Below are 12,829 nucleotides of genomic sequence, written 5' to 3'. Positions count from 1 at the left end.
GAGATCACCAGAAACAGAGGATGAAGTCGCCGTCGCGGCCGTTGCTGTCCTTGCCAGGCGTCGTCATGGCACGACGCTCCTGGAAGGTGCGCAGGGATCCGCTGGTGCCGGGCTGGGCGCCCACGGGCGTGAGCTGCGGAAGCGTTACGGCCCACCGATTGTTGGCGCTACCCATGGCGCGGATCACGCCATTGTAGACCGCTGAGTTCTGGATCTCGGCCAGGATGTCCCGGGTTGCGACCAGCGTCGCTTTCGGATCGCACTCGAGGCGACCGGTGCGCTTGCCGAGGATCGAAGGGCCAAAGCCATAATTGGTGTTCGGGTCGCCGGGCGATTCCTGTTCGGCCTGCAGGTTGATCGACCAGCGGTCGATCGGAAGGCCCTTGCGGTTCATGAGGAAGGCCGGATTGGGCTGGTTGACCCCCTGCACGAGCATGGGCGCGGCATGTGCGGCCACCGAAACGACCGGCACCGCGGCATCCATGCGCCCGGCGAATACGCCCATGAGCTTGACGGTCATGAAGCCAGGCTTGGCGGTGTCGCCACCCCATTCCTGGACAATGCCGCGGCACCCGACGAACTTCAGCAGCACGCCGTCCTCGTAAAGATAGAGGGTGCCCGATGGATGGTCCGTAAGCCGTGCGGCCGCGTCAGCCGGAGAGGTGCCGGCGTAGGTCCAGTTCGGCGGGATCGCGGCCTGCGTGGTTGTGGTCAGCGGCGTGTCGAACGTGTCGACCAGCGTAGCGACCTTGCTGCTCGTGTAATCGGCGATCAGGGTCGTGCGGCCGTCGCCGGGTCCGCCGGAGAGGACCAGCGGCATGCCGCGATAGAGCTGCGCGGTGGTCGCAAAGCCCGTCCCCAGGGTCGCACTGGTCGCGCTGCCGGCGGTCAAAGCTGCCGCCGCGATCGCGGCCTGGAACACCCCCCGCAGGCCACACGAGGCCAGGAGATCATGATGCGGCGGCTTGACGCTCGCCGTGTATGCAGCAGCTGCGCCCTTCATCCGGAAGCGGATCGTCACCTCGGCCGGCTGCCCGACGATCAACGGCGCGCCGCTGACCAGACTGCCGGTGGCTTCGTTGCTCTGCTCCTCGGTAAACGGCGTGTTGTAGCTGAAGCCATCGGCCTCGAAGGGAAAGGCGTTCGCGGCGGTCGGGCCTGCGTCAACGCCCTCATTGGTTTCCAGCTTGAACAGCATCACGCTGTTGGCCGGACGAATCGTCTGGTCCATGTCGGTGTCTCGCTTCTGGTCGGAGGGTCAGGTTGCGGTCGGGTCGCCGCGGCGGGTCGGGAATGTGATGAGGAAGTCGATCGAGAAGGCGAGGCGGTGGGTGCTGCCGAGCGGCACGCGATTGATCCGCATGTCGCCTTCCTCGATGTCCTCGATCAGCAACGAGGCGTCGGCCATCGCAAAGATCGCTGTCACGGTTGCGGCATAGAGCGCATTGAGGCGGGTGAGCGCGGCGCGGCCGCCGGCGTCCTCGACAAAGCCTTCGATGCTGAGCGTCATGCCTTGGCGTTGCGTCCCGGTTTCGGTGCGCTGGTCCGGCCGCTGCCCGTCATCGTAAATGTGGAGCGCAGCGAACTGCATCGGATCGCCGCTCGGCATGACTTCGATCTCGGCGGCTTTGCCTTGCAGGCACGCCTCCGCATCGGTCATGATCTGGTCGCGAATGGCGATCATGCGGCCGCCACCGATAGGATCCACGCGCTGACGCTGTTGTCCTTGCCGCGATCGATCACGGCCCAGCGTCCCGTGGAGTGGACAATCACGTCGCCCTTGGCCGGAATGCCGGGCAGTTCGACATACTGGATCTCGAAAGAGACATGTCGGGCCGTGGCGCCGGCGCCCGTGAACGTGTCGGCCGGCACGTCGCTATGGATGCCGGTGATCGGTTTCTCCACGACGCCGGCGCCGGTGTAAGTAATGGGATCGGCCAGGGTGCGATGGATGGTCGCCAGACCGGCGGTTGGCAGGCCCATGGCGATCTCCACGCTGGCTGAAGAACAACGGCGCCGATCGGAGCGATGCGGCGCCGCCTAGTCGTTGTGGGATCAGGCGATCTGGCCGGTGAGCAGCACAAGGCCGCTCTCGTCGCCGGACGCGGCCACGGCCAGCGCAACGCCGACCAGGGTGTTGTTCGTGGCTGTCTTGGTCAGCACCTTGTTGGTGTTGTCCCAATACAGCTTGTCGCCGATCGCCCAGGCCGCGCCCGTGGCTTTGGGGAGGGTGATCGCGCCGCGGCGCTTGCCTCGCACGAGCTCGCCGGACTTGGCCGCGCCGAGGGCCACGGCAAAGAGCGCGCCGACGAGGAAGGCCCCGCCAGATGCGACGTCATAAGGGGCCGGGACTTCGATCGTCTCGGCATCCTGCACGAAATTCTTCATGACGGTGTCTCCATCAATATGAGGGGAAAGAAATCAGCGGCCAGAGAAGCCGGTCGCTGATCAATCGAGCCGTCCGATCAGGCGCCCGGGTTCTTGTCGAGGCCGCGCCAGTCGATGGTGGAGGCCGCGAAGTCGAGGCTGGCCTTGAACTCCATGCCATCGACGGTGAAGCCCGGCCGCGAGCTGAGCTGCACGCCCTCGGCGCCGTCGAGATAGGTGTACTCGATCGTGTCGACCGCGGTATTGCTCGCGGCCAAGTACCAGGCCGTGGTGCTGACCCCATCGAGAACCGCGTCGATGACGGGTTCCACGGACGTGCGGCCACCGGCACGGAATTCATTCGTGTCCGCTGCCTTCGCCGGGACATATTGCGCGCTGGTGTACTGATAGGCCTTCTGCTCCTGCGTCGCCGGCGCGATCAGATAGGCAGGCGCAAGGTTGAGCTCCTCCTTCTGCATGCCCTTCTGCAGACGCATGCGGGTGCGGCCGGCACCGAGCGTCGTCTCCGAGATCGCGCCGCCAGAGCCAGCGAGATTGCCATGGTCGGCATGGAACAGCGGAGTTCCATCGTTCATGGCAGGATTGGACGTCAGCTGCGCGTAGACAGTGCGGTTCTCGAGCCGCGCGGCCGCTGCAGCGTAACCGACGGTGATCCGCTCGAGCGCGCGCAGATCGTCGTTCACGAGCAGCTGCCGCGATACGCCGATGATGCGACCGTAGGTCAGCAGACCATAGCTGGTCTTGCCATCCGAGGCGGTGCCGTACTTGAACTCGCCCGCTTCGTTGGTCCGCAGCAGTTCGGGCATGGCCGACATTTGCACGACGTCGACCTTGCGGAAATCAGGCGCATTCGGCGCCCGGCGCGCCCAGATGCGATAGGTCGGATGATTCTCCTCATAGGCCATGCGCAGCCGGCGACGGAGCGTCTCGCCCATCAGTGCCGAGAAATCGCTGGTGCTGTGAAGCGAGCGCTCGACAATCTCGAGGCGGGAGAGCCCGCGCGTGTTCACGCCGGACTGCGCGAGGATCTCCTCTGCCATGCGATACATGGACAGACCACGGAATTCGCGGCCGGCCTCACTCAGTTGCGCGTTGGGCGCCATCTGATGGACGAGGCTGTCGGTCATCGCACGCACCATCGTCACGCCGCTGCCCGCGCGGGCAGGCACGCGGCCGTTGGTCGGGGCGCCGGCGTCGCGCGCCACGAAGCGCTCGCCAAGCTCGGCCATGAGAGCTGCGCGAGTGAACGGCGTCGCGACATGCGCGTCGACCAGGGCGGTCTGTGCGTCGGCATCGAGGCCGGCGTTGCGACACAGTGTCAGGACGGTCGCTGAGGTCAGAACAGCCGCGCGCTGCCCTTCCGGAGCCGGCGCGCCGGCGTCATCCTCGTTGCTGCGCTCCTGGTTGGAATTGCTCTGATTGACCTGGTCGCCGCCCTCCGGCGCGTTTCGGGTCTGGTCGTTCTGGTTGGCCGGCTCGTTACCGGCCTGCGAGTTGCGTGCAGGCATGGATTCATTCTCCACGGTGGGTGCCGGCGAAATGCGGCGGAAGGTGCAGGGGGAGCCGCCCTGCGCGGTTGTCTGGCTTCGCGACTGGGCGCCGTGATCGAACGGCACCGGCACGAAGCTGATTTCGGAGGGTTCCCAGTCGATCGCCCGGTAGAGCGCGCGCTGGCCGTCGCGCTCGGTGATCTCGTAGGTGTGGACGATGTAGCCGACCGAGACGTTGCGGATGATGCCGGCGGCGATATCGGCGACGATGCCGGCAACCTCAGCCCGATCGGAAAGCCGCAGCGTGGCGATGCCCTGACCGTTCTCCATGCGGGCGCTGCCCGGCACGACCACGCCGATCTGATCGCTGAGCTGGTAACGGGCATGCGTGTTGAGGACAGGCGCGCCGTTGTTGAGCCGCTCGAGGCGAACATTGGCCGGCTCGGTCGCGAGCTCCTCGTCAATGTACTCCCAGCGATTCCAGTCGAACCGCGCGCCCCGCGCCCCGGTGGTGAAGACCACCTCGATCGTCCGCTCGGCCTCGTTCCAGGTATCGGTCCGGAGCTGAAGCTCCCGGGTGACCATCGGGATATCGTGGGTGCGCGTCTCCTGCGCCGGCACGGGATCCGCGCCTGTATTGCGTTGGGGCATGTCGATCCTTTCCGGGGTCAGGCGGCCTTCTTGCCGCTGTCCTGATTGCCGTCGCTGTTGGCGCTGGCCTGGTTGGGGGCGGCCTTCCGGGGGTCGCCGTCGAAATGGACGCCGGGACCGAGTGCGTTGTCGGCTGCGGCCAGATCCTGGGAGAGCTGCCCCAGGAATTCGAGATAGTCGTAGCCATTGGCCTCGACGAGCTGGCTCGGGGTCACCTTGCCCAGGCGAAGGTCGAGGAGGTCGCCCTGGGCGTCCTTGTACTTATCGACCGAGATGAATCCGGGCGGCGTCCAGCGCATGCTGAAATCCTGCGTGGGCAATAGCCCGGCGGCCAGGCTCGCCTCGCGAAAGCGCGCGCCGATCGGCTTGCAGGCGCGATGGATCATGATGTGCCACTGCTTGCGCTCCATGCGACGGCGGAAGCCATGGCCGCCGGCGCGCCAGCTGGAATAGTTCACGCGGCTGAAGTCGCCGGTCACATGCTCGTACATGACGCCGGCGCCGGCCGCGATCTCGCGCAGGTAGAGCGTGGCGAATTCCTCCACCCCTTGCGAGCTGCCCGGCGTGCTGACTGTCACCTCCTCGCCATCGCGAAGGCGCATGATCATCCCGGGCTCGAATTTCTCGGCGAGTTTGCCGGGCCGGGCCGCCTCGGTCTGCGTGCCGATGGGCGCGTCGGCGCCATCGAGGCCGGGCTTGATGAAGGCGGCAAGGCAACTCTCGATCCGCTTCCGGACCAGTTCCGCATCGAAATAGCCGCGCAGATCGTGCAGCGGCATGACCGCCGGCGCCAGCAACGGCATTCCGCGATCCTGCCCCGGCCGCAGCTTGTCATAGAGATACACGATTTCGTTCGCCGGAATCCGCTCGCTGGTCATGGCGCGGCTGCGCCAGCTCGCCATGTTCCCCGGGTGGCCCGGGTAGAGCCACCACGCACGAACGCGCCCCTCGCTGTCGTATTCGATACCGCGGTCGATATAGCCGTCCGCCAGCATGGTCGTTTTCGTGACGTCGATCAGATCGGGCTCGAGCAGCTGGAGCTTGAGCGGCGTGCGGGTCGTGCTGGCGTCGAAACGCTGCCGGCGGAACCGAATGATCGCTGCGCCCGATTCCGCCATGGCTTTGCACGCCAACCAGAGCAGTCCGTCGAGATCGTGGTCGTTGTCCCAGTCGCACTCGTCCTTGAAGCCGGTCCACAGGCCCGCAACGATCTTCTGGTTGCGCTTGGACAGCCCGGTCGGTGCGCCAACGATGCCGGTCCCGACAACATTGTCCGCGAACGTGTCGAGGATCTGAACCGCATAGCCGCTATTGCGCGCGAGCTCCCGGCAACGGTTGCGCACAGTCTCCTCGGCCGCGCCGATTTCGGTGTTGGCGTCGGAGCCACCCGCCTTCCAGCTCATGGTGCGATGATCGCGCCGCGCAGCGTCATAAGCCCGGGTGGCGAGCTGCAGCGCTGCACGCGCGCGGACACGCCGCAACGCCGAGGTGGGTGAAACCCACCCAATTGAGCGATCGAGCCAGTTCACGTCAGAACCCTGCCACGCTGGTGCGGCTCGCCGGGCGGCCAGCGGAGGATGAAGCGGTGATGTCCTCCTGGGCCATGCGGAGGATCCGCTGCATCTCGTCGAGCGTCCGGTACTGGATCTCGCGGCCGTCCGGATAGCGCACGCGCGTGGCGCCGGTCGCGATCGCTGATTTGAGGGCGTCGATATCGCTCTGCTGCAAGGCCATGCTCAAATCCTAAAGCCAGCTGCCGCCGTCAGAGCGGCCGCCGTTGATCCAGTCGCTGCCTTGTTGGGACTGCGCTGGAGGGGTTTCAGTCGGTTGGGCCGGCTGTTCGGCCGGCTTTGCTTGCGGGACTGCGCCCGGCTCGCTGATCTGGCCGCGAACCCTTGCCCAGTGTCGGGCTGTCCATCGATCGATACCGACCGCATAGGCCGCTGCGCGGGCATAGACCCGCATGTCGATCGCCTCGTTGCGGGTGCCGCTGGTGATTTGCCACTCGAGCCGGCCGAAACCGGATCTGCTCTTCACCCTCACCAGCTGCTCGGCGACCAGCTGCTTGATCCAGGTCTCGTTCGTGCCCTGCGGTAGGTGGATGTAACCAGACGGGTGCGGTTGTCCGTCCACCGGAGCATCAAGGTTCAGCCAGGCATAGGTCTCGGACTTGAACACCGAGACGGCGATCGTCCAGAGCTGCACGCCGCGGCGTAGCTTCCGGCCGTTGACCGTGGCATCCACCCAGGTCGGGCCGGTGACTGGCGATGAACTGTCGAACTTGCCGGTGCCCTTGATCACCATGACGTGGCGCGGATATTTTCGTGCCCAGGCATAGACGGTGGTGGTCGAATAACCGTCGCCGGTGTCGATCGCCCAGCGCAGCGGCCGCAAGCGGCGTCCGGAGGCGGTTTCCCACTCGCCGCCGAGCAGCGCGTCCATTTCCTCCCAGATCTCGGCCTTGGCCGGATCGCCATCGATGACGATGTGGTCGACCAGGGCACTTTCGAGGCCAGGCCCCCAGGCCCAGATATCGCATTCGATGCGATTGCGCTGGATGTCGATGCCGGCGGTAATGGCGCCGGCCCATTCCGGGACCTGTTCCAACACCAGCTCCCTCGATCGACGGTCGTAGAGCCTTTGCCAGTCCGGGGCCTCGCCCTTTTCCTGCCATGTCTCGCCGAGCGCGGTATTGGTCCACGTCTTCAGCGTTTCCGGGTTGCCCTTGGCATCCAGAAAGGCCTTCACCGTGTCGGCCAGCTTCACCCAGGAGGAGTAAGCCTCCCAAATATGGAAGCCGGCAATGCCGTTGAACGGTGCCGTTGCCCGCCATTCGCCCTTGCGGACCGATTCCCAACGTTCGGCGTCGGTCCAGTGGTGCTGGCAGAGCTCGCCCGTCTCAGGATCTGCAGCCGCGCATTCGTAATAGGCGGTCTCGTGCAGGTGTTTGCCTGCCTCGTCCTTCTCCCATTTGACCTGCGACCAGCTGAGCCGCTGTTTCGTGCCGCATTTGGGGCACGGGATGAAGTAATAGCGCTTGTCGGACAGCTCGAAGGCTGCCTCGATCCGACTGGCGCCGGCGACGGTCGGGGTCGATCCAGCGAGGCGCTTGCGATTCCAGAACGTCGTGGTGCGCTTGAAGGCGAGGCTGAGTGGATCGCCTTCGGCGCCGGCCGATGCCGGGTAACGGTCAACCTCATCCGCCAGCACCACCCGGATCGGACGCGAAGCGAGCGAAGCCGGGCTGTTGGCGCCGGCGATGGTGCAATGACCGCCGGCGAACTTCTTGTGCAGGATGGTGTTGCCACTATCCCGCGCTTTGCTGTCCGAGATCTTCGCCGTCAGGCACGGCGTGTCCCGGATCATCGGTGCGAGCCGGTCTTTCGACCAGGCCTCGCCCATTTCCAGCGTCGGCTGCATGACCAGCATCGGCGCCGGATCCTGGTCGACGAAATAGCCGACCACGTTTCCGATGATTTCGGTCCACCCGACCTGGGCGGACTTCATCACGACGATGTCCTGGATCAGCGGATCGCTGACCGCATCCATGATCCCGCGCTGGAACTCCGCGCGGGACGTGTCCCATTTACCCGGCTCGGCGCTTGCTTCGGCGCTGAGTTGCCGGTTTGTGTCCGCCCACTGGCTGACCGTCAGTTTCGGCGGCGGCGTCAGGACCGGCCACCAGGTCGCCACCGTGGCCGCCATCGCCGCGCTCGCCACCACCATCGACGTGATGGTCGGGATCAGCGGTGGCGATTTTCGTCGACGCGAGCTCGAGGAGCGCTTCATGCACCAGCTCCGTCAGCTTGTCCTGCACGGCTGCGATCGTCGGCTTGGCATGGACGAGAGGGGCGCACTTGGCGGGCAGGCTGAGCAGCTTCGCCCGCACGCGGGCAAAGGCGGATTGAACAGCGCTCGAGACTTCATGGCGCGGCAGCAGCTGCTTCCTCATTTCCTGCGCCTTGGCCTCGGCAATGTCGGCCTGGGCGCGGAGGATGCGCGCTTCGTTGACCTCCTTCTCCTTCGGCTTGCCGGCGCCGACCTGATAACTTGTCCAGGCCTGGACCCATTCGGTCAGCGTGGCGCCATCGCCGGGCAATTCGCCTTCAGCGCGGAGGTTGGCGATCCAGCGGGAGGATTTCCCCACCAATTTGGCAACTTCATTCAAAGTTGGCCGATATTCAGCCAAATTCATGAGTTTAGCGCCCTAGGATGATGAAGTAGGGAAAATCCCTGTATCTAGACAACTCCCGCGCCTTCGCCCCCCGTATAGCCAGCTGCGCCGGAAGGACCCGCGAGGGGGGGTGGGGGGAGGGTCGCGCAGCCTCGACGGCTCAGCCCGCCGCCACGTCGATCGATATCGACTGCCACTGGCCATCGCCCGTCTCGCGCCGATACAAGCGGATGTACCGCTTCGAGCCGACCACGCGGAAGCTGTCGCGGATCGCCTGCATCGCCTTCTTCCAGCGCTCATCGGCGAACTCGAGGCGGAGCAGGGAGAGCAGGTCATTGCGATTGACGCGCCCCTGATTGTCCACGTCGAAGGCGCGATTGATGATTGCGCGGATCTCCGGTCCACTAGTGGCGGACCATTCCACGAGGCACTCATCGATGATGCCCTTGGCCACCTGCAACTCTGGTCCGAACACGATGTGCTCAGATACCTGCACGACGATCTTCAGAGGCCCGTCATAGCTGGTGAATGTCAGGTTGCCCTTCGACCCGCCACGACGTGCGCCATACTCCTGCTCGAGCAGGCAGACGAAGCCATCGACATCATCGAAGCTGTGCTGGCGGAAGCGGGCCACCTGCGCCGACAGGGGGAGGGCGAAGCCAATGATCTTGCGGACCAGCTCGTCCTGCAGCTTGTCCACCGGCTTGACCACGCTCTCGGGGATCAACCCGCCATCGGCGTTGACCATATAGCGGGCGCCATCGATGACGCGGATCGGATCGGCCAGCTCGCTCATCGCGTAATACCGCCAGACGGATCGTGGTCGAGCAGACCAGCAGCCACGCGGCTGCGTGCTTGCTCCAGCTCGACCAGCACAGCCTTGAGCCAGCGTCGCGTCACACCAACCTGTTCATGGCTGTCGCGCGCCTCCTTCCGCAGCTTATCAATGTCGATCACGGCCTGCCTCCCGCCTGCCCGCCTAATTCAGCCCGACCCCGTCCAAAGGCCATGGTGCGCAGCTCATGGGCGATGACTTCGGCGCTAGCCGCTTCAGCGGTGATGTGGTGAAACTCGCTCGGTCCGGCGGCGATGATGTTGTCGCATTCCCGGATCACGCGGGTCATGCAGCTGATCACTGAGGCCTTGTCGCGACTGGCGCCGCACAGCTTGCGCAGCGAGAGCGCCATCAATCGGATATCGGCGGCGATCTGAACGTCTTCACGGTTGATCACATGGGTGTTCCCCGTTGGAGCCCATGGCCGGGGGGACATACGGCCATGGGCTCCGGACACAATTGTGGCGGGGTCGGTTTGCTTGCTTTCATGACCGTTTGGCAGGCCCGCTTTTGTAACGGCTCGAACACTTCGTGAGTGAGGCGCCTAATCAGATCCGGAGAGCGCTTTCAGTTCTGGAGAGTTTGGCTGCAAGTCACTTGGCCTGGCGATCAACGTCGGGGATCTTCTGGTCGCCTCCACGCAAGCGCCTGATGGTGACGATCTTACCGTTGCTGGCGATGTCATAGCTAACGGCGTCATAGGACCAGCAACAATGAGATGGGGTGGCTTTTCCCCAACTTGCCATCGAATTAAAGTACTCGATGAAAAGCAGTCTACCGTTGGACGCAAACCCTGGCGTCATCCTAAAGATGACGCCCCCGGCGGTCAGCTTGCGACCGAAACGGTCGATCCAGTCTTTTTTGCTTCTGGCAATCTGTTTGCCATCCTCAAACACTTGCAAATTGTCGTCAAGCAAGGCGCCGTACTTAGCTAAATCTTTGCTCTCGATCGCTGAGACAAGCTGACCTGCTAGCGCCGCTTGTTGGGGGAGTGCCGGTGGCGGCGGCAGCTGCGAGAGGACTGGTGTTGCCGAGAGCAGTAGGGTGGCAACGGCAACGGCTCGTCCAAGCGACATTTGAAGCCTCACACAATTTCTCCATTTTACGTGATCGTACCACAGGAACGCCGTTAACCCAACCCACTCTGATCCAACTAAGATATTGAAGTATTTGGATATCGACCTTAGGCTTGTCTCGCACCGAGTTAAACAAGGAGAGTGTTATGCCAAGCGAAATCGTCGTAACGGCCCGACCGTTTGCTGTTTTCCTGCAGACCGACTTCTATGATTTTCAGGGTGGTGGGTCTCCTGCTGGTCCGGGGCTAGTGTGGGCTGAATTGGTCATGAATGACATCATGATGAAAGACAACGTCCGAATAGATGATGACGTGAACACACCTGAAATTGTCGTGACTGCGCAGAAAATAAAGAATGCGCTTATCGGCATTGGCGGCGCATCTGGCGTAAATGCTTATTCCAATACTAGTCTAGACGTACCATGCTCAGGAAATTACTCATTCAACGAGATCATGGCAAATGTCAAAAATCTTAACTTTCGACTGGTCTCATCGAATTTCGGGCCGGGCCGAGCTGGCGAGAACCATGTCGGATCCGACGGCAATAATGTGCCCGTACTAATCAACGCGCAAATGGCGAAGCTGTACACCGATTTGCCAAACGGCGCGCTTTATCTTGTCGCACACGAAGTTGCTCATTCTTTGAACAGTATGCAGCAATATAATAACCAGCTCTGGCAGCAATATGTGGCGCAGAACCCAGGCCAAACTCAGGAGCAGCTTGTGGCGTCATATCCGCAGAGTCCGGAATTTGCTGCCAATGAAGCCCGCGCTAACTCGATTGCAAAAAGAATCGCAGAATATACGGGCTTTGGTGCGATGTCGCCTGACCCGACGCACGGCTATGAGACGTGCTAACGGCTTAAACGGGCAATAGTCATGGCTGGAGGACGAAGATGCTGCCGCTTCGATGCGGCCGAGCATCTTACCGAGGCCGAGGACCAGGCCGAGCTCATGGCCGATGCGCTCGCCACCGGAGACGCGAAGGTCATCGCCGGCGCCATCGGCATCATCGCCCGCGCGCGCGGCATGAGCGAGCTGGCGAACGAAACCGGCATCAAGCGCCAGCAGCTCTATCGCACCTTCAGCGCCGAGGGAAACCCGACGCTGGAGACGATGCTGAAGGTGCTGCCGGCGCTAGGATTGCGGATCCGCATCGAGGCTAGGTGATTCCTATACCTCGAGATGATTGCCGCCATCGCAGCTTTACGTTTTTGACATGCCTCCCCACACCAACGTAGCATTCGAAGTTGAGGGGGATTGCTATGGTCGAGGGGCAGTTAGTCATAAAATACGACGGTGGGGATGCAATAAGTCACACCATCGAGATGCGAGCGCTTGGCCTTTCACTGATCGGCTTTGAAAAGATCATCTCGGATGGTCTTATATTCATGGGCAACGACCGCCTGCCGAGGCGCCGTGAACGCCATCAGTTGGTTGTTAAGGCTCAAGGGCCTGCGATTGGTTCGACTGAGATCCCATTTCAGATCGCGCAATCACTCGGGCTTTTGCCTTTCGGGTGGTGGCTCTTGCAAACAGGGGCGACTGAGGTTGTCGGCGGCTGGCTCACCTACGTGTTTGCAAAGTTGTCGGGCAGAACAAACGAGGCAGCGATGGCGCTCGATGCATTATCACGAGCTAGAGAACAGGAGCTGGCTGCAAAGGCTCAAAGCGAAGCACGCTGGCTCGAACACGAAGCTGCATGGCGGGATCAGCTCTTCGCGCTCACGGCGCGGCTCGTGCCTTCGGCAATTAAAGCCGTGGCTCCGATCGGCCCCTCGGTCGACCGCGCTGAGTTGCTGGGCGCGTCCTTGCCACCGTTCGTGATCGATTTACCTACTGCCGATGCGATTCGCGCGAAAGGAGAACTCGAAGTCACGGAACTACAGGAAACGGAGCTAAGAATAGACGGGTTCGTCCACCACACGAAAAAGCTGAATGTCGAGAATCCAGACGCCCCAGGCACCTATCTGTCGGCCGACGTGCGAGATCCAGCTTTTGACATTGTACCCAACGCGTACACCGAGGCAGCAAATGTGAAAGGCGTTCTACGCGTGCAAGTGAAGCTAGGTTACCGCGCGGGCCAGTTGGAGAAAATCTACGTGCTCAACCACTGCGAACGAGACGCCGCATAGGCTCCCGGCCGTGTAATTACCTTGGGCGCCGCGGTGCGCTGATCGCACGATCTGCCCACGATGGCGCCGCCGGCCTACTCA

General features: G+C 63.2%; 16 protein-coding genes. 3 read left to right on the top strand and 13 right to left on the bottom strand.

Features of this window, described 5'->3' with window-relative positions:
• Nucleotides 1-4: 4 nt before the first annotated feature.
• From M2331_RS08210 to M2331_RS08150, 13 genes are all read right to left on the bottom strand, one after another.
• Nucleotides 5-1,231, bottom strand: coding sequence for a hypothetical protein (locus M2331_RS08210; RefSeq protein ID WP_181559829.1), 1,227 nt, complete (start codon nt 1,229-1,231; stop codon nt 5-7).
• A 27-nt stretch (nt 1,232-1,258) separates the two neighbouring features.
• Nucleotides 1,259-1,708, bottom strand: a complete 450-nt coding sequence (locus tag M2331_RS08205; protein ID WP_184117234.1) for a hypothetical protein — start codon at nt 1,706-1,708, stop codon at nt 1,259-1,261.
• A complete protein-coding gene (locus M2331_RS08200; protein WP_181559827.1) occupies nt 1,681-1,983 on the bottom strand; it encodes a hypothetical protein in 303 nt (100 codons plus the stop codon). The genes M2331_RS08205 and M2331_RS08200 overlap by 28 nt, the downstream gene beginning before the upstream one ends.
• A gap of 72 nt (nt 1,984-2,055) precedes the next feature.
• Complete coding sequence (locus M2331_RS08195) at nt 2,056-2,388, bottom strand: DUF2190 family protein (protein WP_181559826.1); 333 nt, start codon at nt 2,386-2,388, stop codon at nt 2,056-2,058.
• A gap of 77 nt (nt 2,389-2,465) precedes the next feature.
• Nucleotides 2,466-4,529 (bottom strand): prohead protease/major capsid protein fusion protein, encoded by a 2,064-nt coding sequence (locus tag M2331_RS08190; protein WP_181559825.1) that lies wholly within the window; start codon nt 4,527-4,529, stop codon nt 2,466-2,468.
• Nucleotides 4,530-4,546: 17 nt separating this feature from the next.
• Complete coding sequence (locus tag M2331_RS08185; protein ID WP_181559824.1) at nt 4,547-6,058, bottom strand: phage portal protein; 1,512 nt, start codon at nt 6,056-6,058, stop codon at nt 4,547-4,549.
• 1 nt (nt 6,059) lies between these two features.
• On the bottom strand, nt 6,060-6,263 hold the full coding sequence (locus M2331_RS08180; RefSeq protein ID WP_181559823.1) for a phage head-tail joining protein: 204 nt from the start codon (nt 6,261-6,263) through the stop codon (nt 6,060-6,062).
• A gap of 9 nt (nt 6,264-6,272) precedes the next feature.
• Nucleotides 6,273-8,078 (bottom strand): phage terminase large subunit family protein, encoded by a 1,806-nt coding sequence (locus tag M2331_RS08175; protein ID WP_319801506.1) that lies wholly within the window; start codon nt 8,076-8,078, stop codon nt 6,273-6,275.
• A gap of 37 nt (nt 8,079-8,115) precedes the next feature.
• A complete protein-coding gene (locus M2331_RS08170; RefSeq protein ID WP_181559821.1) occupies nt 8,116-8,724 on the bottom strand; it encodes a hypothetical protein in 609 nt (202 codons plus the stop codon).
• Nucleotides 8,725-8,863: 139 nt separating this feature from the next.
• The gene (locus M2331_RS08165) at nt 8,864-9,499 is read right to left on the bottom strand and encodes a DUF3164 family protein (protein WP_181559820.1); all 636 of its coding nucleotides are present in this window, start codon (nt 9,497-9,499) and stop codon (nt 8,864-8,866) included.
• Complete coding sequence (locus tag M2331_RS08160; protein WP_181559819.1) at nt 9,496-9,660, bottom strand: hypothetical protein; 165 nt, start codon at nt 9,658-9,660, stop codon at nt 9,496-9,498. Before M2331_RS08160 ends, M2331_RS08165 begins: the two co-directional genes overlap by 4 nt.
• Nucleotides 9,657-9,935, bottom strand: coding sequence for a hypothetical protein (locus M2331_RS08155; protein WP_181559818.1), 279 nt, complete (start codon nt 9,933-9,935; stop codon nt 9,657-9,659). Before M2331_RS08155 ends, M2331_RS08160 begins: the two co-directional genes overlap by 4 nt.
• Nucleotides 9,936-10,131: 196 nt before the next feature.
• On the bottom strand, nt 10,132-10,626 hold the full coding sequence (locus tag M2331_RS08150) for a hypothetical protein (protein WP_264592333.1): 495 nt from the start codon (nt 10,624-10,626) through the stop codon (nt 10,132-10,134).
• A 134-nt stretch (nt 10,627-10,760) separates the two neighbouring features.
• Between M2331_RS08150 and M2331_RS08145 the strand changes: the two genes are divergently transcribed.
• The 3 genes from M2331_RS08145 to M2331_RS08135 all read left to right on the top strand — a co-directional run bounded on the left by M2331_RS08145 (nt 10,761) and on the right by M2331_RS08135 (nt 12,748).
• Entirely contained in the window at nt 10,761-11,471 is a 711-nt protein-coding gene (locus M2331_RS08145; protein WP_181559816.1) for a hypothetical protein, read from the top strand.
• A 21-nt stretch (nt 11,472-11,492) separates the two neighbouring features.
• Nucleotides 11,493-11,783 carry an addiction module antidote protein gene (locus M2331_RS08140; RefSeq protein ID WP_181559815.1) on the top strand — a complete coding sequence of 97 codons (291 nt, stop codon included), beginning with the start codon at nt 11,493-11,495 and terminating at the stop codon, nt 11,781-11,783.
• A 95-nt stretch (nt 11,784-11,878) separates the two neighbouring features.
• Nucleotides 11,879-12,748: a hypothetical protein gene (locus M2331_RS08135; protein WP_181559814.1), complete on the top strand. Its 870-nt coding sequence runs from the start codon at nt 11,879-11,881 to the stop codon at nt 12,746-12,748.
• Nucleotides 12,749-12,829 lie beyond the last annotated feature (81 nt).

The sequence above is a fragment of the Sphingobium sp. B10D7B genome (assembly GCF_025961955.1).
In the GTDB taxonomy this organism is placed as follows: Bacteria; Pseudomonadota; Alphaproteobacteria; order Sphingomonadales; family Sphingomonadaceae; genus Sphingobium.
The sequence above is the reverse complement of the archived record's forward strand: the minus strand, read 5'-3'. Positions and strand labels throughout refer to the sequence as shown.